10 protein-coding genes are annotated in these 23,237 nt (G+C 43.6%); 6 read left to right on the top strand and 4 right to left on the bottom strand.

The annotated features are described in order from the left end of the window. The first annotated feature begins 1 nt into the window (after nucleotide 1). The 3 genes from C6W21_RS17515 to C6W21_RS17505 are packed head-to-tail and all read left to right on the top strand — an operon-like array spanning nucleotide 2 to nucleotide 14,634. Nucleotides 2–7,234 carry a type I polyketide synthase gene (locus tag C6W21_RS17515; protein ID WP_223260996.1) on the top strand — a complete coding sequence of 2,411 codons (7,233 nt, stop codon included), beginning with the start codon at nucleotides 2–4 and terminating at the stop codon, nucleotides 7,232–7,234. After that, nucleotides 7,227–13,634: a type I polyketide synthase gene (locus C6W21_RS17510; protein WP_106056784.1), complete on the top strand. Its 6,408-nt coding sequence runs from the start codon at nucleotides 7,227–7,229 to the stop codon at nucleotides 13,632–13,634. Before C6W21_RS17515 ends, C6W21_RS17510 begins: the two co-directional genes overlap by 8 nt. Then, a complete protein-coding gene (locus tag C6W21_RS17505; protein ID WP_106051882.1) occupies nucleotides 13,627–14,634 on the top strand; it encodes a phosphotransferase enzyme family protein in 1,008 nt (335 codons plus the stop codon). Before C6W21_RS17510 ends, C6W21_RS17505 begins: the two co-directional genes overlap by 8 nt. A gap of 42 nt (nucleotides 14,635–14,676) precedes the next feature. Here the strand turns inward: C6W21_RS17505 and C6W21_RS17500 are convergent, their stop codons facing one another. From C6W21_RS17500 to putP, 3 genes are all read right to left on the bottom strand, one after another. Continuing rightward, nucleotides 14,677–16,083 carry an alkaline phosphatase gene (locus C6W21_RS17500; RefSeq protein ID WP_106051878.1) on the bottom strand — a complete coding sequence of 469 codons (1,407 nt, stop codon included), beginning with the start codon at nucleotides 16,081–16,083 and terminating at the stop codon, nucleotides 14,677–14,679. A 113-nt stretch (nucleotides 16,084–16,196) separates the two neighbouring features. After that, entirely contained in the window at nucleotides 16,197–16,889 is a 693-nt protein-coding gene (locus tag C6W21_RS17495; RefSeq protein WP_034664661.1) for an MgtC/SapB family protein, read from the bottom strand. A gap of 168 nt (nucleotides 16,890–17,057) precedes the next feature. Beyond that, nucleotides 17,058–18,539, bottom strand: a complete 1,482-nt coding sequence (gene putP / locus C6W21_RS17490) for a sodium/proline symporter PutP (RefSeq protein ID WP_012009183.1) — start codon at nucleotides 18,537–18,539, stop codon at nucleotides 17,058–17,060. Between the two features lie 409 nt (nucleotides 18,540–18,948). On the opposite strand from putP, the gene gatC reads away from it, so the two are divergent. Genes gatC through gatB form a run of 3 tightly spaced genes read left to right on the top strand, consistent with a single transcriptional unit; the run spans nucleotide 18,949 to nucleotide 22,155 of the window. Continuing rightward, entirely contained in the window at nucleotides 18,949–19,239 is a 291-nt protein-coding gene (gene gatC, locus C6W21_RS17485; protein WP_003213898.1) for an Asp-tRNA(Asn)/Glu-tRNA(Gln) amidotransferase subunit GatC, read from the top strand. Between the two features lie 14 nt (nucleotides 19,240–19,253). Continuing rightward, the gene (gatA, locus tag C6W21_RS17480) at nucleotides 19,254–20,711 is read left to right on the top strand and encodes an Asp-tRNA(Asn)/Glu-tRNA(Gln) amidotransferase subunit GatA (protein ID WP_034664650.1); all 1,458 of its coding nucleotides are present in this window, start codon (nucleotides 19,254–19,256) and stop codon (nucleotides 20,709–20,711) included. A 13-nt stretch (nucleotides 20,712–20,724) separates the two neighbouring features. Then, complete coding sequence (gene gatB, locus C6W21_RS17475; protein ID WP_060700090.1) at nucleotides 20,725–22,155, top strand: Asp-tRNA(Asn)/Glu-tRNA(Gln) amidotransferase subunit GatB; 1,431 nt, start codon at nucleotides 20,725–20,727, stop codon at nucleotides 22,153–22,155. A gap of 187 nt (nucleotides 22,156–22,342) precedes the next feature. Here gatB and C6W21_RS17470 read toward each other — a convergent pair whose 3' ends face one another. Then, complete coding sequence (locus tag C6W21_RS17470; RefSeq protein WP_106051874.1) at nucleotides 22,343–23,188, bottom strand: TetR/AcrR family transcriptional regulator; 846 nt, start codon at nucleotides 23,186–23,188, stop codon at nucleotides 22,343–22,345. Between the last annotated feature and the right edge of the window lie 49 nt (nucleotides 23,189–23,237).

Raw genomic sequence — 23,237 nt, 5'->3', positions numbered from 1 at the left:
TATGTCTGATCAAGAGCAATGGACCGAATCTGGACTTGAAATTGCAGTTGTAGGATTAGCAGGTACGTTTCCCGGAGCACCGAATGTGCAAGCGTTTTGGGAAAATGTATCGCAAGGGAAAGAATCCGTTACGTTTTTCACTGATGAAGAATTAAAGGCAGCGGGTGTAGATGAGACGCTGCTAAAACGTTCTGATTATGTGAAGGCAAAGCCATTTTTACAACATGCATCATCATTTGATGCAGACTTTTTTGGCTACTCTCCGCGAGAGGCATCCATTATGGATCCGCAAATTCGATTGATGCATGAATGCACATGGCATGCGCTAGAGGATGCAGGCTATGAGCCAGAGCAATACGAAGGATTAATTGGTCTTTATGCCGGGGCATCTAGCAATCTATCGTGGATGGGGCAGCATATGTCGTCACTTGCAAAGAGCGAAGATGTGTTTCAAATCATGCATCTCAATGACCCGTCCTTTGCTTCGCGGATTGCTTATAAATTAAATCTAAAAGGTCCAAGCGTATCGGTACAAACGGCTTGCTCCACGTCGCTTGTTGCTATCCATATGGCCTGTCAAGGATTAATCGGCGGTGAATGTGACCTTGCGTTAGCAGGAGGTGTCACACTCCATCAGCCGCAAATCACAGGATATCAATACCAAGAAGGAATGATTTATTCTCCTGATGGTCATTGCCGTCCGTTTGATGAAAAAGCAAAAGGAACCATTTTTGGTGAAGGTGCAGGCGTGGTTGCGCTAAAACGATTGAAAGATGCGATAGAAGACGGAGATTTTATTTATGCTGTCGTAAAAGGATCTGCAACGAACAATGATGGAAGCAATAAAGTCGGCTATACAGCCCCAAGTGTGAGTGGACAGGCAAGTGTCATTGAATCTGCGTTAGAAATGGCTGAGACAGAACCAGAGACGATTTCTTATATCGAAGCACATGGAACGGGGACGCCTGTTGGAGATCCGATTGAGATTGAGGCGCTTACTCGTGCTTTTCAAACAGATCAACAAGGCTATTGCCGGATTGGATCAGTCAAAGCCAATATTGGGCATTTAGATGCCGCAAGCGGCGTAGCTGGTTTTATCAAAACAGTCATGATGCTGCATCATCGTCAATTTGCCCCGATGCCGCACTTTGAGAAACCGAATCACCGCATTTCATTTGATCAAACCCCATTTTATGTTGGGACAGACAAAGAGGAGTGGAAGACATCTCATTTGCCAAGGAGAGCTGGAGTCAGTGCTTTTGGTATAGGGGGAGCAAATGCTCATGTCATCTTAGAAGAGGCGAAGCCAAGAAAAGCAAATAGCACGGCCTCGTCCAAAGAATTAATCGTGCTGTCAGCTAGATCAACGCATGACATGAAGAACATGACAAAGAACTTGAAGGAATATGTCTCCTCATATCCTGACCTCTCACTTGGTGAAGCGGCTTATACCTTACAAAGTGGAAGAAAAGCCTTCAAATATCGAAAAGCGTTTGTCTGTTCCACGCGGGATGAATTATTAGAGCAGCTACAAGTGCTGAATGAAGAGACAGCAGGCAGAGAAAGTCTTCTTTATAAACGGATCAGCATGAGGCTGACCGGGTACCATGAGGCAGGTTTACGTGATTACATCAAGCTGTATGAGAAAGATCATTCTTTCAAAACAGAAGTGGATCGATTCATGAGCCTCGTCCAATCCGTGGTACCTATCAAAAAAGACAAGCTGTTCCATTCCAAACAAAGCAGTCAATCAGAAGTGGCAATGCTCATCATGACATCGGCTTTTGCCAACATGCTAAGGTCACTCGGAATTGAACCAGATGAATGGATTGGAGAAGGCAGCGGAGTCTGGACAGCTTTATATGCAGCAGGCGGGCTTGAGCTAAAAGATGCGGCATCTATTGTATACCATCTTCATGACACCGAGACGGTGAATCAAAGGCTGGCTTCCCTGCCTCAGAGGACACTAAAACAGCCTGTTTACTTGCAGCAAACCGGGGAGGAACTAACCACTTTCCACCCATCGTCTGCAAAGCGTTTCCTTGATATGGATCAACCTGAAATATCGCCAATGATTGAGCAAGAATCAACAGCCTTGATCATTGATCTTTCAATAAAACAAAGCATTGTGAATGAAAAGGGAGTAGAAAAAACAACCGAACCACTTGATGGAAACATTCTTCAAATCGCCGGTGTACTTTGGGAAATGGGTGTCGGCTTAGCCTTTCCTTTAACAGAGGAGAACAACAGGCAGCGCATTCCGCTACCTGGGTATCCATTTCATAAAACGGATTTCTCTGCACAAACAAATACGCTGGCAGCCATTGAAACGCAAAAGCCGCAGAATGAAAAGCGTGTTTTTACTTCGCTCGCTTCTTTACAAAAAGATATTCACGACATTGTGCAAACTCATTTTGGATTTGATCAAATGGATGATGAATCGCCATTTTTTGAATTTGGTGCGACATCACTTGATATATCTCAGCTTGCAGCGAAAATATCTGAGCGAATGGATCAACAAATTGACACTGTTCAATTGTATCGGTTTGCTACAGTGGCAAGCCTTGCTGAATATTTGTTTGAAGAACAGTCGGAACAGATTCAAACGCCTGCTTCTCGCCCAGTAAAGAACACGTCACAGGAGCATACGGATATTGCGATTGTCGGAATGGCTGGAAGATTTCCAGGAGCTTCGTCGCTAGAAGACTTTTGGCAGCGTCTTGTGAATGGCGAGGAAATGATTCACTTTTTCACAGAAGAAGAGCTCAAGGAAGCAGGGCTGGATGCGTCTGTTTATCAGCATCCGAATTTCATTGGAGCAAAAGGCCGTTTACAAGAGATCGAAGGCTTTGATGCAGACTTCTTCAACTATTCTGCTAGAGAGGCAGAGCTAATGGATCCGCAGTTCAGGCTTTTGCATGAATGTGCTTGGGAGGCGCTGGAGGATGCTGGCTGTGACCCTGATCGAATGGGAGGGAAAATTGGTGTTTATACAGGAACGAGTCCAAATCATGAGTGGCTGACGCGCTTTGCCCATCAAATGGAAGCAACTGAGCAATTCAGCGCAATGCTGTTAAATGATCGTGAGTTCTTTAGTACGCAGCTTTCTTATAAATTGAATTTACACGGGCCTAGTGTGACCATGCAGACAGCTTGTTCGACCTCACTTGTCAACATTGGCATGGCCTGTCAAGCATTATTGAATCAAGAATGTGATGCAGCACTGGCTGGCGGTGTGACGGTCAGCTCTCCAGAAAATATCGGCTACATCTATCAAGATGGGATGATTCAATCAAAAGATGGACATTGCCGTCCGTTTGACCAAGAGGCGAGCGGAACCATTTTTGGAGATGGAGCGGGGATTGTTTTGCTCAAACGTTATGAAGATGCGATGAGAGACGGCAACCCGATTCATGCGGTCATCAAAGGAGTTGGTGTGAACAATGATGGCAGCCGAAAAGCTGGTTTTACCGCTCCGAGTGTGGAAGGACAGGCAGAGGTTTTAAAAGAAACGTATGAAAAATCAGGTATCGATCCCGCATCCATTGGTTATGTAGAAGCACATGGTACGGGGACAAAAATGGGAGATCCAATTGAGGTATCTGCCCTTAGTCAAGTGTTCAAAGGGACAGATCCGCTGACGATTCCGATCGGTTCTGTGAAAAGTAATGTCGGCCACTTAAATAGTGCGGCAGGGATTGCAGGTCTGTTTAAAGCCATTTTGGCCCTCCAGCATAAAACGATCCCGCCAACCATTCATTATGAATCACCCAATCAGGAGATCCCTTTCAAAGATACACCGTTTTATGTGAATCAAAAGGCGTTGTATTGGAAGGAAACAGATGGTCCGAGAAGAGCGGGAGTTAGCTCTTTTGGTATCGGCGGAACGAATGCCCATATGATCATAGAAGAAGGCATACAGGCGAAGCAAAAACCAGCTTCTAACCAAAAGCAGCTGCTCGTCTTATCAGCAAAAACGGATACTGCTTTAGCGAAAATGACAGAGCAATTAAAGCAGTATGTGATCCAGCATCCTCAAGTCCCGCTTGAAGATATTGCTTATACATTACGGTATGGCAGAAAGCAATTTCCATACAGAAAAGCCATCGTGCTCGCGTCTGCTGATGAATGGATGCAGCAGAAACAGCTTGAAACGAGTGTGTTCCGAAGCAAAAAATGGCGTAAAGCGACCTTTATGTTTTCGGGTCAAGGCGCTCAGTATGCTGGTATGATGCACGGATTATACGATGCAGAACCAGTCTTCAAATGGGAAGTAGATAGATGCTTTAAATATGTAATGGAAACGGAGCAAGTGGATTTAAAGGGCATTGTTTTTTCCGAGAATGAAACGAACGAAGACATCACAAAAACGTCAAATGCCCAGCCGCTTCTCTTTATATTTGAGTATGCATTAGCAAAATTGCTTCAGCATAGCGGTGTTGAGCCAGAATCAATGATTGGACACAGTATCGGCGAATACGTTGCCGCTTGTTTGTCAGGGGTCTTTTCTCTGGAGTCTGCATTAACACTCGTAATGGCAAGAGGCAGATTGATGCAAGACATGGAAAAAGGCGCGATGCTTAGTGTGCAATTACCCGAGGAAGAGCTCGTCTCAATGATCGATGAATCGCTTTCTGTTGCTGCTGTCAATGCAAAAGACCTTTGTGTCGTTTCTGGAAGAGAAGAGCATATCGCTGCATTTGAAAAGAAACTGCAAGACAAAGGAATTGTCACAAGACAGCTCCATACTTCTCATGCCTTTCATTCCTATATGATGGAGCCGATGCTTGAGGCGTTTCAACAATTCGTAGAGAAAGTAGAATTGCATGAGCCGAAGATTCCGTTTATATCGAATGTGACAGGCACCTGGGCGACAAATGAAGAGGTGATGACAGCATCTTATTGGACGAACCACTTGCGTGGAACCGTTCGTTTTCATGAAGGTCTATCTCAGCTGTTAACCGATGAAGTACGAGCGCTCATAGAAGTTGGGCCTGGAAACAGCTTGACGGCACTAGCGAAACGTCATGAAAACAAAGAGTCTCATCATGATGTTCTGAATATGGTGAGGCATACAAGGGAACAAGCGGATGACCATGCATATTTCTTAAAAAGAATAGGAGAGCTATGGGCAGGCGGTTACGAGGTCAAAGCGCAGCAACATCCAACTCAAGAGGAGCGTCAGCTCGTATCGCTGCCGACCTATCCATTCGAGCGTAAGCGATATTGGGTTGAGGCAGGAAAGCCCGCTTCTCCGCAGCTATCCGCTCCTAAGGAAACGAAGAAGAAAGAGATGGAGGAATGGTTCTACCTGCCTTCATGGGAGCAGCAGCCGCTAAAACCAGTTTTCGAAAAAGAAACAGAAGAACAAACGTGGCTCATTTTCAGGGAACAGGATGCTTTTCATGAACTGTTTACCCATTCATTTAAGCAACAAGGTATCAAGATCATTTCTGTCACAAAGGGTGAAGCTTATCAAGAGCTAGATCAATCGTTTACGATCAATCCGGCAGAAGGCCAGCACTACCGTAACATGCTAGATTCATTGTCTCATAGAGGTATCAATATCCATCGGATTCTGCATTTATGGGAAGCTGCGAAAGAAGATGACAACTCGAATCGTCAAGCCGCTTTTCAGGCGCACATTGAAAAAGGCTATTACAGCTTAATTTTCTTATCTCAAGCGATTGCTGCCCAAAAAAATATTCGAGAATGCCGTCTGTTTACGATCACTAGCGGAATTCAGCCAGTCACAGGTAATGAGACGATATGTGCAGAGAAAAGTGCAATGCTTGGACCGTGTAAAGTGATTTCACAGGAATACCATCATATCAAATGCTGGAATATTGATGTGGAAGATGTGCCAGAAGTCATGTCTTGGAAGGAACAAGTACTTGTCGATCTTATTGTGCAGGAAATCATGCAGCCTGGAAAGGACCAGCTTGTGGCGTATCGTCATCGAAAGCGCTGGGTGCAGAGCTACAAACATTTGCCGCTCCAAAAAGAAGATAGACTTCCGAAGATGATCAGGCCAAATGGTGTGTATCTGATCACAGGAGGTTTAGGCGGCATCGGATTTGTTCTATCAAAGATGCTGGCGAAGGAAGGAAATGTACATCTTTATTTAACTGGAAGAACGTCATTGCCGCCAAGAAATGAATGGGCGTCATACGTTCAACAAGTAAATGCCGATGAAGCGCAGCGCACGAGAATTGAGAAGGTGCTTGAGCTCGAACGATTAGGTGCAACAGTAGAAGCGGTGCAGGCGAATGCAGGAGATCTGGATCAGATGAAAGGTGTATTTGATGCCATTCGCAAAAAGCATGGCGGCGTTCACGGTGTATTCCATGCGGCAGGATTACCAGGAAGTACATCCTTCCGTGCAATCAAAGAAATCCCTTCTACACTGGCGCAGGGAGAGGATCAATTCCAATCAAAGGTGAAAGGGCTCGATGTGCTAGAGCAGCTGCTGGAACAAGAACAAGCAGATTTTTGTCTTCTCTTTTCTTCCATTAGTGCATTGCTTGGGGGCTTAGGATTCTCCGCTTACTCAGCGGCTAACTTATATATGGATGCATTTGCAGCTAGACTTAATCAACATAGTCAAACCCCGTGGATGTGTGTGAACTGGGATGCGTGGAATTTCTGGGGTGAGCTAGAATCCACAATTGGTGAATCGATCAATGAGCTTGCGATTTTACCAGAAGAGGGTGCTGAGCTGTTCCAGTATATTCTGTCTAGCCGGCAGAATCGACATATGCTCGTGTCCACAGGAAATCTTGATGAACGGATAGATCAATGGCTGTCACTAGAGTCAAAGGCCGCAGCGGATGAGGATTCATATGAAGTGTCTAAGCACGAAAGACCAGAGCTGGGCAATCCCTATGTGGCTCCTCGCAATGAAACTGAAAAAGCGATCTGTCAAGTATGGCAGGATTTTATGGGCATGGAACAAGTGGGCATTCACGACAACTTCTTTGATCTCGGCGCAACCTCGCTGGATATTGTTCAAGTCACCAATCGGTTAAATCAAGCACTTCAAACAAATGAAGCGGTTGTGACGTTGTTTACGTACCCATCTGTTGCAGAGCTTGCAAAATATATCCAGCCTTCTGAGGACTCGAAGGAAGAAACGATGGAAGAAGAACTGGCCGTCGTCACTTCAGGTGATCGAAGAGCTCGTTTTAAACAGCAACGGAATAAAAGATTGAGAGGCGGAATCGAGAATGAATGATACAACGAATCACTATCATGGCGCAGAAATTGCTGTTATCGGTCTTGCAGGTCGTTTTCCAGGGGCCAAAAATGTAGAAGAGTACTGGGAGAATCTGAAAAAGGGAAAAGAAACCATCTCTTTTTTTACAGAGGAAGAATTACGGCGTGAAGGTACAGATGAAGCTTTATTGAAAAACCCCCGTTTTGTCAAAGCAAAAGGGATGCTAGATGATGTTGATTTATTTGATGCAGATTTCTTTGACTATACACCAAAGGAAGCGGCCATGATGGACCCACAGTTTAGACTGTTTCATGAATGTGTGTGGACAGCGCTTGAAGATGCTGGGTACGATCCGTTTGAATATAAAGGGCAAATTGGTCTTTATACAGGTGCAGGGATCAATACAGAATGGGTCATGAGAGCACTTCAAGGGGCGGCTCAAGGTGAGGATTCGAAAACACTGGAAGCTGCAGTTCTGAATATGCGTGATTATTTAGCGACGATGATTTCATATAAATTAAATCTGAAGGGACCGAGTATGGTGGTGCAAACCGCCTGCTCGACTTCAATGGTGTCGATTCATTTAGCCGTTCAGGCTTTATTAAGCGGCGACTGTCATATGGCTGTTGCAGGCGGCGTGTCCATTCGCCTGCCGCAAAAATCGGGCTATCTGTATCAAGAAGGCATGATCCATTCATCTGACGGACATTGCCGCGTCTTTGATAACAAAGCCGATGGAACCGTTTTTGGTGATGGTGCAGGAGCGGTTATTTTAAAAAATTTAGAGGATGCCATTGAAGACGGCGATCACATTTATGCTGTCATTAAAGGATCATCTATTAATAATGACGGAAATAGAAAAGTAGGATATACAGCGCCGAGTACGAAAGGTCAAGTATCAGCGATTAAGACAGCACTTCGAATGGCTGAGGTGGAACCTGAAACCATTTCGTACATTGAAGCACATGGAACCGGGACAACCCTCGGAGATCCGATCGAAATTGAAGCGCTCAAGCAAGCATTTGATACAGATAAAAAAGGCTTTTGCCGCATTGGTTCTGTCAAATCAAATGTTGGTCATTTGAATGATGCGTCAGGTGTCGCGGGCTTTATTAAAACCGTTTTAAGCTTAAAGCATCAAGTGATTCCGCCGACGATTCATTTTGAAACGCCGAATGAAAAAATTGAATTTGCCAATTCGCCTTTCGTTGTAAATACCGAATTGACGCCATGGAGCAAGCAGGAATCTCCTCGCCGGGCAGGTGTAAGCTCATTTGGGATTGGTGGAACAAATGCTCATGTCATTTTAGAAGAAGCACCTGCTACACGTGTCGCCGCAGATAGCCCTGAGGATAGTGAACTTCTTTTATTATCTGCCAAAACACCAGCAGCTCTTGAGAAAATGACGGGTCGCCTTGCGAACTATTTACTCCAGCATCAGCAGCAAGTTCGTCTAAGTGACGTTGCCTATACGCTACAAACAGGGCGCCATCATTTTCCGCATAAACGTGTCATTCTTGGAAGTAACACGGCTGACATGTTACAGGCGCTGAATCAAAGGTCAAAAGAGGTGGTCAAGACGGCCAGCTCCCAAACATCGAGCCGGCCAGTCGTCTTTCTTTTCCCAGGCCAAGGATCTCAGTATGTAGACATGGGGCGTCAGCTTTATGACAAGTATCCAGTCTTTAAGGAAGCGCTGAATCAATGCTTGAATCAATTCAAACAGCATGTCTCAGTTGACCCATTCAGCATTTTATTCTCAACAGAAGCAAGTGATGATCAACTGATCAACCAAACAGAATATACGCAGCCGCTTCTATTTAGTATGGAATACGCTTTGGCTAAATTGCTGATTCATTTTGGCGTCAAACCGCAGGCGATGATCGGTCACAGTATTGGAGAATACACAGCTGCTGCCGTATCTGGTTTACTATCTGTTGAAGATGCCGTAGATCTCGTGTCTTATCGCGGACAGCTCATCAGCCAGCTTCCAAAAGGCTCTATGCTGAGCGTTCCTTTGAGTGAACAGAACGTGCTGCCATATTTAACAGATGATCTTTCACTTGCAGCAGTAAATGGTCCTGAGTTATGTGTAGTGTCAGGTGAGACGTCAGCTATTGATGCACTTGCTGAGAAGCTGGAGGCTGCTGGACATGGGTGTAGAAAGCTTCACACCTCTCATGCCTTCCATTCTAAAATGATGGCTGACATCCTGCCATCATTCAAAGAAAAGGTAGCTGAGTATCAATTGAATGCGCCGTCTATCCCGTATATTTCTAACGTCACAGGTACGTGGATTGATCATGAAGCAGTGCAAGACCCGGCATATTGGGCTGATCACTTGCGGCAAGCGGTACGTTTCCGTGATGGAGCGGAGACATTATTAACGGAGCTTGATCCTATTTTCATTGAAGTCGGGCCGGGGAATACGTTAAGCGCCTTTATTCGCCAAGCCTCAAAGGAACACCATCAGCAGCCGATTCCATTAATGCGTCACCCGAAAGAAGAGGCAGCAGACGATCGCTATCTGCTGGGCAGGCTGGGTGACATCTGGCTTCAAGGGGTGCCGGTTGACTGGACAAAATTACGAAATCAGACATCAAATCAAAAAGTATCCTTGCCGACCTATCCATTTGAACGACAAAGATATTGGATTGAAAAGGTAGATACATCGGCACTATCCTCGTCTTCAGGTGTTCAAATGGTTGTGCCGAAGGAAAACAAGGGGCAGGAAACAGAAGAAAGCAATCAAGGACAAGCCATTGCAACAAGCGACATTGAAGCAACACTAAAGCGGATGTGGAAAGACATTTTAGGAATCGAAAAGGTAGAAAGAGACGACCACTTCTTTGAGCTTGGCGGACATTCGTTAAATGCGACCGGTCTGATTTCTCAAATTCACAAAGAGTTTGGTGTAGAACTTACGCTCACAGACATGTTCAACAATCCGACGATTGAAAAGCTACAAGCATTCATCGAAAAGGCAGAGAAGCATCAATATTTCAAGATTGAACCAGTGGAAAAGAAAGATACGTATCCATTATCTGCTGCTCAAAGACGGACATTCCTCATTCATCAGCGTATTGGTCAAGTGACCTCATATAACATGCCGATGGCACTAAGATGTAAAGGTGAAATTGACGTCGAGCGCTTTGAGCAGACCTTCAAGCAATTAATTGATCGTCATGAAACCTTGCGAACGACCTTTGAATTAAAAGATGGAGAACCGGTTCAGCGGGTCCATGATGATTTCCAGTTTGCTGTTGAAATGACAGAGGCTGATGAAGATGGATTAGAAGCACAAATCGATGAATTCATTCGTCCATTTGACTTAAAGGCTGCACCATTGATCCGTGTGCGTTTTGTGAAAATCGCAGCACATGATCATCTCTTATTAGTCGATATGCATAATATTGTGGCCGATGGAGCAAGCATGAACATCTTTATTAAAGAATTTACTGAGCTCTATCGAGGGGAAACCTTGCCGGAACTGACCGTTCAATATAAAGATTATGCACAATGGCAAGATAAATATTTCCGCAGCGAAATGTTTCAAAAGCAGCAGGATTATTGGAAGCAGCAAATTGGCTCAAATGTGCCAACTTTGACAATGCCATATGATTTTGAACGGAAGGAACAATCCTTCTTAGGAAGAGCGATCAAATTTAATATTGAACCGCACATCGTTGAGAAAATTGAACAGCTCGCTGAACGGTATCAGCTGACAAATAACGTCATCTTGTTCCAGCTCTATGGGCTGCTGCTCTCACGTTATGCGGATCAGCAGGAACTGATTGTCGGTTCACTTGTGGCTGGAAGACGTCATGCAGATATCGAGCATACAATTGGCATGTTTACGAACTTCCTGCCAATTAAACTAGACATGGTACAAGAAGCAACCTTTACAGAGCAATTGGCTCAGACAAAGCAAGTGCTGCTTGATGCGTATGACCATCAAGAGTACCCATTTGACCAAATGGTTGAGCATCTGAATCCAAAAACAAGACCGCATCGCAATCCATTCTTTGATACGATGCTCATCTATCATAATGAGTACGATCCGAATATTAAAATTGAAGCCGATGGACTGACATTTGAAACACATGAGTTTGCAAAGGGAATTTCCAAACTCGATATGAAAATGGATGTTGTCAGAGAGGTAACGGGTGAATTAAAGTGCGTGCTTCAATACAATCTTGCGCTGTTTAAACATGAGACGATGCAAGCTTTCGTCAACCACTTCCAGCACCTGGTCGAACAGGCTGTTCGAACACCTGATCAACTGCTCAAGGATTTCGATGTGCTTTCACAGGAAGAAGAACAAGCAGCAAAAGAGAAAAGGGAGCGTGCAGAGGAAAAAGCACCGCTCGTACTGACAGTCAGCTCGACATTTACAGCAGATCCAGTCGCACCTTATATTCAGTACTGGACCAAGCAGTTTGATGTGCAGCTTGATGTTCAATTTGCACCGTATGGACAGGTATATCAGGAATTACTAAATGAGCGCAGTCTTATTTCACAGAAGAAAAACGGTGCGAACCTTCTGCTCATTCGTTTAGAGGATATCACTGGTCCAGCTCATCTTTCACTGGAAGAAAAGAAAAAACTGGCTTCAGAGCATGCTGAAGAACTTGCAAACGTTCTGAAATCAAAAACGAAACATAACCTATATTTTGTTGGGATTCTGCCGATAAGTGCTGCTCTTAAAGACACCCTGCAAGACGTGGAACAAGAGTGGATTGCTCAATTATCTGAGATAGGCGGTGTTCAGTTGATCGATTGTCGTCAGCTTGCTCAGCAATTTCAGATGGATGACATCTTTGATGAAAAAGGAGAGCAAGCCGCACACCTCCCATTCACTGAAGTCTTTTGTGGAGCCATCGGTACAAAAGTCGCACGCGAGATCATTGCATGGCAAGGTGCACCATTTAAGGTAGCGGCCATTGACTGTGATCATACGCTTTGGAGAGGTGTCGTTTCAGAAGACGGTGTGGAAGGCATCGACATTACGCCAGAACATCAAATGCTTCAGCGCTTTTTAAAACAAAAGCAGCAAGAAGGGCTCCTGCTTGTCTTAAGCAGCAGGAACAATGAAGAAGATGTGTGGCGCGTGTTTGAAAACCACCCAGATATGATCCTGCAAAAAGACGATATCGTCGACTGGCGCATCAATTGGGAAAGTAAACCGGCACATCTAAAAGAGATGGCAGATTCTCTGAACCTTTCATTATCTCAGTTTATTTTCTTAGACGATGATCCAGCTCAGTGCTTGCGTATGAATGAAGAGCTGCCTGAAGTAATGACGCTGCTGTTACCTGCCAATGAAAAAGCGATTCCATTATTCGCTCAGCATGCTTGGGCATTCGACCGCTATGATGTCACAGATGAAGATAGAGGACGAACAACGAGCTACAAGGCTGAAAAGGCTCGTCAAAAAGAGAAAGCAGAGTCGCCGTCAATGGAGCAATTTTTACAAGATTTAAATTTGACCATGAGTGTAACAGAGTGGGGAGAAGAGCACCTTGCCCGCGTGGCGCAAATGAGCAGTCGTATTAACCAATTCCGCTTAAATGATCAGCGCTTTGATGAACATCAGCTGAGAGAGCGGATGGAAAATGAGCATGTCCAGGGCTGGGTCATTGAGGCAGCGGATCGCTTTAGTCATGAAGGGATTGTAGGGGCTATCTTGGCTCATCATGCAGACGACACCTTGAAAATTGATGCATGGATGCTAAGCTGCCGTGCTCTAGGGAAAGGGATTGAGCAAAAATGTCTGACATGGCTCGCTGAATACAGCCGTCAGCACCAGCTTTCTTCCATTGAATTTACGTTTGCATCGACTGGACGTAATGAGCTGTTCAAGTCATTTATGAAAGAGCACCAGATGCAGGAGGTTGAGGGGCAGCAAACATATCGTATACAAGTGGAAGAAATTGATTCACTGAGCAATCACATTGAGATCGTCGACCAATTGTCATCTCGTCAGCACTCGGCAGAAGAAATAGAGGATCAAAGGGTGGAGGCAGAAAGTCATTCAGCTTCTAAAGGTTATACATGGGAAACGGTTCAACCAGATCAAACGCTGCACAGCGGTTATGTAAAAGCCCTTAAGGTACATGATCAAGAAGGTCTTCGTGCATTATTAAAGACGGAACTTGTACAGGATCATGGACTTTATGCACAGCCAACCAATGAACGCGAGGCACTGCTTTTTGATATTTGGTGTGACATTCTTCATGTGGAAAAAGTAGGAATTGACAACGACTTTTTCGATCTAGGAGGAAATTCTTTACTTGCTGTCAAAATGGAAGTAGAGATTGAAAAGAAGGGTTGGTATGTTGATGATTTGAATTTTGCTGAAAAACACACCATTCGAGAATTAGCAAAATATATGAAGAGGGAGAATCAGCATGCATAAAGATGTAAAAGCCATATATGAAGAATCAAAAATTTTAGATGAGGCCACTCATTTATACGGGGTCCAGCGAAGTGACATCCATTTTATCGCAGATGCAGAAAACTATGTGTATGAACTGAAAAAAGACGGAGAGTCTTTCATTTTAAAAATTACCCATACCATCCGCAGATCACCTGATTATATTTTAGGTGAAATGGAATGGCTCCATCACTTAGCAAAAGGCGGACTTTCGGTAGCGAAACCAATTGCTTCATTAAATGGCCGTGATATCGAGCAAGTAGACGATGGGCAAGGCGGTTCATTTTTACTTCGAGTCTATGAAAAAGCACCAGGCCATAAAGTTGAAGAGGCAGACTGGAACGATGAATTATTTTATGCCCTTGGACAGTACACAGGCCGCATGCATAAACTGACAAAAAGCTATCAGCTGTCAGACCCAAGTTATAAAAGACAAGAGTGGGATGAAGAGGAGCAGCTAAAACTGCGTAAGTATGTCCCGGCCGATCAGACCATTGTGTTTGAACAAGCGGATCGGTTGATGGAAAAGCTGGCAAAGCTTCCGAAAAACCAGGATACGTACGGATTGGTTCATGCGGATCTTCATCACGGAAACTTCCACTGGGATCAAGGGAAAATTACGACCTTTGATTTCGATGATATCGGGTACAACTGGTTTATGAATGACATTAGCATTTTGCTATACAATGTGTTGTGGTACCCAGTGATTCCATACGAAGACAAAGCTGCTTTTGCAGGAAACTTTATGAAGCAATTTCTTAAAGGCTATCGTGAAGAGAATGAGCTTGGGGATGAGTGGCTTGCCTACATTCCTGACTTCCTTCGCTTACGTCACATGCTGATCTATGGCTTGCTGCATCAAGCATTTGATTTGGCTACCATCGGAGAAGAAGAGAAGGCCATGCTCGCTGGCTTCCGCTCCGACATTGAGCAAGCAGCACCGATTACGACGTTTGACTTTACAAAGCTAAGTCAATCTTAAAATGAAAATCCCCGCCTATGTGATGAGGCGGGGATTGTTTTTTTAAGGGCGATAGGTGGATGGTGATTCAATGATGTGAAACAGGTTCTTTCCTTGCTTTGTATTATCGATCCAGCCTTGAAATGCTGCTTTACCAGGTCCATATGCATAGACAGGGACATCCTCACCTGTATGGGCAAAGGTTGTCCAGCCTGAGAAAGAACGCTGATCAAAGATATGTTGAATGCTGAGTTGAATCGTACTGGCCTTCCCTGATTTTGCCGCTTTCTCCACCTGTGAGATTTCCTCTTTTGTGAGCGCGAAATCAATATTGGTGTGAAGGACATCACGTACAGATTGGCCGCCTGCAATTTTCTTTGCCATATACACAGGCGTTTTCTTTGCAGCTAGAATGGGTGCTGGGTCCCATTTATAGCCGGTCTCACTAGTCATACCATCTGCGCCAAACGAAAAGCCGCCAGTCGCATGATCTGCTGTGATGACAACGAGGGTTTCTTGATCCTTTTTAGCGAATTGAAGAGCCGCTTGAACTGCTTTCTCAAAATCCTCCATCTCACTCATTGCGCCGACCACATCATTTTCATGTCCAGCAGAATCAATGGTACTGCCTTCAAGCAGCATGAAAAATCCATGCGGATTGTCTTGATTTAATTGGGCTAATGCTGCCTGCGTCATGTCTTTTAAAGTAGGCACATGCTTTGGACGATCGATGGCTCGATCCAGCTCGTCCTCTTGGAATAAGCCGAGCATTTTCGAAGATGATTGAGAGGTTAAATCATCTTTTGATCGCAGAATGGAATACCCGCTCTTCTTAAATTCTTGCACAAGATCACGGTCTTTTCGGTCAAAATATTGCATTCCGCCACCTAGAAGGATATCAACTTTGTGCTCTCCGCCTATTTTCTCATCAAAAAAGTGGTCTGCAATTTGTTCTTTGTTTTTTCGGGAGACGTTATGTGTGCCAAAAGCGGCAGGTGTTGCATCGGTGATGTCAGATGAGACAACAAAGGCTGTTTTCATTTTTGCTTCCTTTGCTGCTTCGACGACGCTTCTAAGAGGTTTTTTTTCATGGTTGACGGCGATGGCATCATTGTATGTCTTTTTCCCAGTCGCCATGGCCGTGGCTGCGGCAGCTGAGTCGGTAATATTATCTCGAGGATCATCTGGATGTGTGGTCTGCATCCCGACTAAATACGGGTCCCAGACGGTTTGTGCTTTTGTAGAAGCATGTTTTTCCTGCTTGAATGTGCGGTAGGCTTTGATCACGGGCATCCCCATTCCATCGCCAACGATAAAAATAATATTTTTTGGTGTTTTCGTTTGTTTCTTGTCTACTGCATTTGTTGATACGGGAGTGACATCATGTGAGGTCAATAAAGCAGATAAGACGAGTACCGCTAGAATCCCACTCATAAGAAAAATACGATTTTTACGATCCATAGAGCCCATGAAAAATCCCCTTTTATCATTTATTTCATAATTTGTATTTTATTTGAATGAAGGCGATGGTTCAACCCCTTTTCCTATAAAAAAAGTTGATGAGACTTTTGTCTCATCAACTTTTATACCGTATCACACTTCACGCCAACGACGCCTTCTAGATCTTTAATATCAAAGTACACATCGGTTGTATAGCGATCTTTATGCACGCGTACGCGAACTTCCATAATCGGATAGTTCTTTTCTGTTAAATCATCAATTCGAACAGAATGAATGCGAATATTGAGGGCTTTCATTTCTTTTAAAATATCCGTCATGCGGTTTCGATCAGAAAGAGACATTCTGATGCGGATTTCTTTTTCTTGTAAGCGAATCGGTCCGATCCGCTGGAAGAGCCATGGTAGAAATTCGACACTGATCAGAATAAAGAAAAGACTGAGGAAGGCTTCTTTATAAAATCCTGCACCTGTTGCAACCCCAAGTCCTGCTGCTCCCCAGATCATCGCAGAAGTCGTGAGACCTGAGATGACATCATTGCTTTTTCGCAGAATCACACCTGCTCCAATAAAACCAACACCAGATATAATTTGCGCCGGTAACCTGAGTGGGTCCATTTGAAGCTTAGAGACTCGAGGGAAATTGTAGGCTGCATCAATGCTGATGATGGTTAATACGCAGGAGCTGACAGCAATGACAATACACGTTTTTAAGCCGAGGGGCTTTTTCTTCAGCTCTCGTTCAAGCCCGATAATCAAACCGATTAAGGTGGCCACGGCTAATTTTAAGACCGTATCCCATTCAATTGTCCAAAACATGCGTATCGCTCCTTCACTTCATGTACGTTTCACATCATGTATATGATCTTCTCACAGCCCATATGGCTGCACAACTCTTATTTTATTCAGAATCAGAAGAAAGAAAAGCTTTTTATTTTATTTAAAAAAGAGAGTCATCCGCATAAGGCAGATGACCCTTCATGTTCTTTATTTTGTTTCTTCTTCAAGATGATTTTCCATTTTGGTAAAAAGCTTCTTAGAAGCTTTAGATGGTTTATTGGTCAAGAGGCTGACAATGATGGCAGTCAAACCACTCAAAATAAATCCGGGAACCATTTCGTACAAGCCAGTTGTATTATTCAAGCCAGTTGAAATCCATGTTAAGACAACAACTGCTCCTACAACCATTCCTGCTAGTGCACCGTGATGGTTCATACGCTTCCAATATAGGCATAGAAGGATAACTGGACCAAATGAAGATCCAAAGCCTGCCCAAGCATAACCAACAAGGTCAAGAATGGTATCACTTGGATTAAGTGAAAGACAAAGCGCGATAATGGCAACGACTAGTACAGACATACGTCCAATCATCACCAGTTCTTTGTCTGACGCTTTCCTTCTAAAGAAGGTCCGGTATAAATCCTCTGTCATTGCACTTGCAGTCACGAGCAGCTGTGAAGAAATCGAACTCATAATCGCAGCTAAAATGGCAGAGAGTAAAAATCCAGTAATATACGGATGGAATAACACCTTAGAAAACACAATAAAGATGGTTTCTGGGTCTGCTAAAGTGGTACTAGTCTCATGTACATAAGCGACACCGACTAATCCAACAGACAGTGAACCAATGACAGACACAATCATCCAGCTCATACCGATACGACGTGCTGGCTTTAAATCTTTTACGGTCGTAATGGCCATAAATCGAACAATGATGTGCGGCTGTCCAAAGTAACCAAGCCCCCATGCTAAGAAGGAAATAATGCCAATGACGCTCGTTCCTCTGAATATATCAAGCAATTTTGGATCAATTTGTTGTATATCTTGATACGTGGCAATTGGACCACCTAATTGAGTAAAGGCAACGATCGGCACGAGCACTAATGCTAAAAACATAATGGCCCCTTGAACAAAATCAGTTAAACTAACTGCCAAAAAGCCGCCGAATAAAGTGTATAGGATCACGATACTAGAGGTTAAAATTAAACCAAACATATAATTCGCACCAAACGCAGATTCGAATAAACGTCCGCCAGATACCATACCTGATGAGGTGTACAGTGTAAAGAAAATCATAATAATGACAGCTGAGACAGCTTTTAATAAAGTAGAAGAATCTTTAAATCGTTTGTCAAAAAAGTCTGGAATGGTAATCGCATCATCAGCAACCTCAGTATACGATCGTAAGCGCGGAGCTAAAAATAGATAATTCAAGTAAGCTCCACTAATCAAACCAACAGCAAGCCATCCTGACGAAAGCCCTGTTGTATACATCGCGCCTGGAAGTCCCATGAGCATCCACCCGCTCATATCTGAAGCACCAGCAGATAGAGCTGTCACGTAAGGACCCAGCCCGCGTCCGCCCAACATATAATCATTCAAGTCATTTGTTTTTCTAAATGCATACCAGCCAATGGCCAGCATTCCAATAAAATAAATAGATAGAGAAATTCCAATCTCAATACTCATGTTTCCATATCACCTTTTTCGTATTAATTTGACATCACCTCATTCGAAATATACACAGAACATCCGATTCGTCTGTCTGCTCACTGCTATGGTTACTTAACCTATCAGAGTATTCCCTGCTGATCAACCTTCTTAAACTTCTTTCTCACATAAAAAAATGCGTGAATTATTGATGAGAATCTATATGTAAGCGCTACCAAATATATTTAAAAGAAAAAATTTCTGAAAAATAATCAATTCCTGATACAAATGATTTTCATACTTTCTAGTTTTAAAAGGTAATTGGGTGAATAGCTCCCTTCTCAAGCCTTTGCAAAGTTGCTTTAGAACAGTAAAATTTGATATGATAAAGTGTATATGACTTATGATCATGACCACGAACACGTATCATTTTTGGAGGTGAACCTGCATGTCTAGAATTTCAATAGAAGAAGTAAAGCACGTGGCGCATTTGGCACGGCTTGCAATTACAGAAGAAGAAGCTGAGATGTTTACTGAACAGCTTGATAGCATCATTTCATTTGCAGAGCAGTTAAACGAGGTAGATACGGAAAACGTTGAACCAACAACACACGTATTAAAAATGAAAAACGTCATGAGAGAAGATGTTCCGAATAAAGGTCTTTCCATTGAGGCAGTCATCAAAAACGCGCCTGATCATAAAGACGGCTATATTCGTGTGCCATCAATTTTGGACTAAAGGAGGCCTGAGACATGTCACTGTTTGATCACAAAATTTCTGAATTAAAAGAGCTTTTACATAAAAAGGAACTGTCTGTTTCTGATTTAGTGGACGAGTCTTATAAACGAATCAATGAAGTAGACGGGAAAGTACAAGCATTCCTTGCACTGGACGAAGAGAAAGCTCGTGCGTATGCAAAGGAATTGGACGAGGCAGTTGGTGAAAAGGACGAGCTTGGTCTATTGTTCGGTATGCCAATCGGTGTGAAAGATAATATCGTCACAAAGGATTTACGTACAACAGCATCAAGTAAAATCCTGCAAAACTTTGATCCTATTTATGATGCAACGGTTGTCAATCGTCTGAGAGATGCGGAAGCAGTCACAATTGGTAAATTAAATATGGACGAATTTGCGATGGGATCTTCTACAGAGAACTCAGGCTACAAAGCAACAAAAAACCCATGGAATTTGAACACTGTTCCAGGTGGATCAAGTGGTGGCTCAGCTGCTTCTGTTGCAGCAGGAGAAGTACCATTCTCACTTGGATCAGATACAGGCGGTTCGATACGCCAGCCGGCATCATTCTGCGGCGTTGTGGGACTGAAGCCGACATATGGCCGTGTGTCTAGATACGGCTTAATCGCATTTGCTTCTTCATTAGATCAGATTGGGCCGATTACGCGTAACGTAGAGGACAATGCATACGTTCTTCAAGCGATTGCTGGTGTCGATCAAATGGACGCAACGAGCGCAAATGTCGACGTCCCAGATTTTCTTTCTTCATTAACTGGCGACATCAAAGGCATGAAAATTGCAGTGCCAAAAGAATACCTTGGAGAAGGTGTTGGCGAAGAAGCAAAAGAGTCTGTTCTTAAAGCGTTAAAAGTATTAGAAGGACTTGGTGCAACATGGGAAGAAGTGTCTCTCCCGCATTCTAAATATGCGCTTGCGACTTACTACTTACTGTCTTCTTCAGAAGCATCTGCGAACCTTGCGCGCTTTGACGGCATCCGCTATGGCTACCGTACAGATAACGCAGACAACCTGATTGATTTATATAAAAATACACGTTCTGAAGGCTTTGGAAACGAAGTGAAACGCCGCATTATGCTGGGTACATTCGCTCTTAGCTCAGGATATTATGATGCATACTATAAGAAGGCGCAAAAAGTCCGTACATTGATCAAAAAAGACTTTGAAGATGTTTTTGAAAAGTATGATGTCATTGTAGGGCCAACAACGCCAACTCCTGCATTTAACATTGGTGAAAAGACAAGCGATCCATTGACTATGTACGCGAACGATATTTTAACGATCCCTGTGAATCTTGCAGGTGTTCCTGGAATCAGTGTGCCTTGTGGATTTGCAAACGGTCTTCCGTTAGGACTGCAAATCATCGGTAAGCACTTTGATGAAGGAACGGTTTACCGCGTCGCTCACGCTTTCGAGCAAGCAACAGATCATCATAAAGCAAAACCTGAACTGTAAGGGGTGAATCAGAATGAACTTTGAAACGGTAATTGGACTTGAAGTCCACGTTGAGCTAAAAACACAATCAAAAATTTTCTCCAGCTCGCCGACACCTTTTGGTGCAGCTGCCAACACGCAAACAAGTGTCATCGACCTTGGATATCCTGGCGTACTGCCTGTATTGAACAAAGAAGCGGTAAACTTTGCGATGAAAGCGGCAATGGCGCTGAACTGTGAGATCGCAACAGATACAAAATTTGATCGTAAAAACTACTTCTATCCTGATAACCCAAAGGCGTATCAAATTTCTCAATTTGATAAACCAATCGGTGAAAACGGCTGGATTGAAATTGAAGTAGACGGCAAAACAAAACGAATTGGTATTACGCGTCTCCATTTGGAAGAGGATGCAGGTAAACTGACGCACACAGGCGACGGTTACTCACTTGTCGATTTCAACCGTCAAGGCACACCGCTTGTTGAAATCGTATCTGAGCCCGACATTCGCACTCCAGAAGAAGCGTATGCTTACTTAGAAAAACTAAAATCCATTATTCAATATACAGGCGTATCTGACTGTAAGATGGAAGAAGGCTCACTTCGCTGTGATGCCAATATTTCCCTTCGTCCGATCGGCCGTGAAGAGTTTGGTACAAAGACAGAGCTTAAGAACTTGAACTCATTCGCTTTCGTACAAAAGGGCCTTGAATTCGAAGAGAAACGCCAAGAGCAAGTATTGCTTTCTGGCGGCTTGATCGAGCAGGAAACGCGCCGCTATGACGAAGCGTCTAAAAAGACGATCCTGATGCGTGTCAAAGAGGGCTCTGATGATTACCGCTACTTCCCAGAACCAGATTTGGTGGAGCTATACATTGATGACGAGTGGAAAGAACGCGTAAGAGCATCCATTCCAGAGCTTCCAGACGAGCGCCGCAAACGCTACATCGATGAGCTTGGACTTCCTGCATATGATGCCATGGTGCTGACGCTGACAAAGGAAATGTCTGATTTCTTTGAAGCAACCATTTCAGAAGGTGCAGAAGCGAAGCAAGCTTCAAACTGGCTGATGGGTGAAGTATCTGCCTACTTAAACTCAGCTCAAAAAGAGCTGGAAGATACAAAGCTAACGCCGCAAGGGCTGGCTGGCATGATCCAGCTCATTGAAAAAGGAACAATTTCCTCTAAGATTGCCAAAAAGGTATTCAAAGAGCTGATTGAAAATGGGGGAGACGCAGAAACAATCGTCAAAGAAAAAGGACTTGTCCAAATTTCAGACGAAGGTGCACTGCTCAAACTTGTCACAGAAGCACTTGATAACAACCCGCAATCCATCGAAGACTTTAAAAATGGAAAAGACCGCGCGATTGGTTTCTTAGTCGGACAAATCATGAAAGCATCGAAGGGACAAGCAAACCCGCCGATGGTCAACAAGATTCTCCTAGAAGAAATCAAAAAACGCTAATTAGAAATAGCAAAAACCGTCTCATGAGAAGAGGCGGTTTTTTTGCTTGAAATGACAGGGTCTTATCATAGATTCAGACCACCGCCGTATATCAATTCGGAGATTCTTTTCTTATAATGAAGCATAAGCGAAAGTGCACATTCGAAGGGGGATAAAGGTGAACTAACCGGAAAAACAGCACGTAATGTTATTGAAGAAACAGCTTCAATTGTTCCACTACCTTTAAGACAGCCGGGTCCTCACACTTTTCTAAATTCGTCAGCATCCCTTGAATGACTGGCTTACGAGGCTCAGCTTTCGCCAGTTCTTCTTCAATGACTTCAATGGATACAAGGGTATCATCAGAAAGCAGATGCTCAAGCTTTAACAAACGAAGCTCCTCTTGAAGGGAAGCAGCACTCGGCGCTTCATCATCCCAAATGGTTGGCTTTAAGATCGGTTTCGTCTGAGAACGAAGCAAGCCTTGGACCAAATCATCGAATCGTTCGAGTATAAAGGAAGAGAGCTCATCAAATGATAATTGCATCTGATCTTGTAAAAGTAGGACCTGCACATACGATTGGATGATTCCTTGAATCATGACTGACAGGTCAGTTATATATGGTTCGATCTCCTGTCCATAAGTGGTCAAGATGGAAATTTGAATTTCATCATTCATTTGCTTTTTCACAGTTTTTGAATACTTTTTAATTTGCTGATTTTCTGGAATAATGTTCTCGCTGAGGATCAAAATGATAAAATCCTTGTTCTCTGCAAAATGCTGAAACTGTTCAGCGATTTGTTTCTGGAAGATCTTTCTCGGCGCGAGATGCTGATTCTCTTTTCGAATCGTTTCAATACTTTGCATTGAAGTGTCGATATAATATTCAAAGGCTCGATTGAAAAGCTGTTCTTTTGATTTGAAATGTAAATAAAATGCGCCTTTTGATATTCCGCACTCATCTGCAATTTCCTGAATGGTCGTAGAAGAAAAACCTTTTTTCGCAAACAACTGAATGCTTGCTTTAATGATTTTTTCTTTTTTTTCGTTCATGAAATAAGGCCCCTTCAGCTTTAGAATGTTACGTCAAACGCAAGTGAAA

The sequence above is a fragment of the Bacillus sp. NMCN1 genome (assembly GCF_002998085.1).
In the GTDB taxonomy this organism is placed as follows: domain Bacteria; phylum Bacillota; class Bacilli; order Bacillales; family Bacillaceae; genus Bacillus.
Note: the sequence above shows the minus strand (reverse complement) of the source record. Positions and strands in the feature narration are given on the sequence as shown.

Excerpts from the sequence above, each read along its gene's own strand:
- C6W21_RS17510 (WP_106056784.1), top strand. The coding sequence starts at position 7,227 with ATGAATGATACAACGAATCACTATCATGGCGCAGAAATTGCTGTTATC.
- gatA (WP_034664650.1), top strand. The coding sequence starts at position 19,254 with ATGTCACTGTTTGATCACAAAATTTCTGAATTAAAAGAGCTTTTACAT.
- C6W21_RS17515 (WP_223260996.1), top strand. The coding sequence starts at position 2 with ATGTCTGATCAAGAGCAATGGACCGAATCTGGACTTGAAATTGCAGTT.
- C6W21_RS17505 (WP_106051882.1), top strand. The coding sequence starts at position 13,627 with ATGCATAAAGATGTAAAAGCCATATATGAAGAATCAAAAATTTTAGAT.
- C6W21_RS17495 (WP_034664661.1), bottom strand. The coding sequence starts at position 16,889 with ATGTTTTGGACAATTGAATGGGATACGGTCTTAAAATTAGCCGTGGCC.
- C6W21_RS17470 (WP_106051874.1), bottom strand. The coding sequence starts at position 23,188 with ATGAACGAAAAAAAAGAAAAAATCATTAAAGCAAGCATTCAGTTGTTT.
- gatC (WP_003213898.1), top strand. The coding sequence starts at position 18,949 with ATGTCTAGAATTTCAATAGAAGAAGTAAAGCACGTGGCGCATTTGGCA.
- C6W21_RS17500 (WP_106051878.1), bottom strand. The coding sequence starts at position 16,083 with ATGGGCTCTATGGATCGTAAAAATCGTATTTTTCTTATGAGTGGGATT.
- putP (WP_012009183.1), bottom strand. The coding sequence starts at position 18,539 with ATGAGTATTGAGATTGGAATTTCTCTATCTATTTATTTTATTGGAATG.
- gatB (WP_060700090.1), top strand. The coding sequence starts at position 20,725 with ATGAACTTTGAAACGGTAATTGGACTTGAAGTCCACGTTGAGCTAAAA.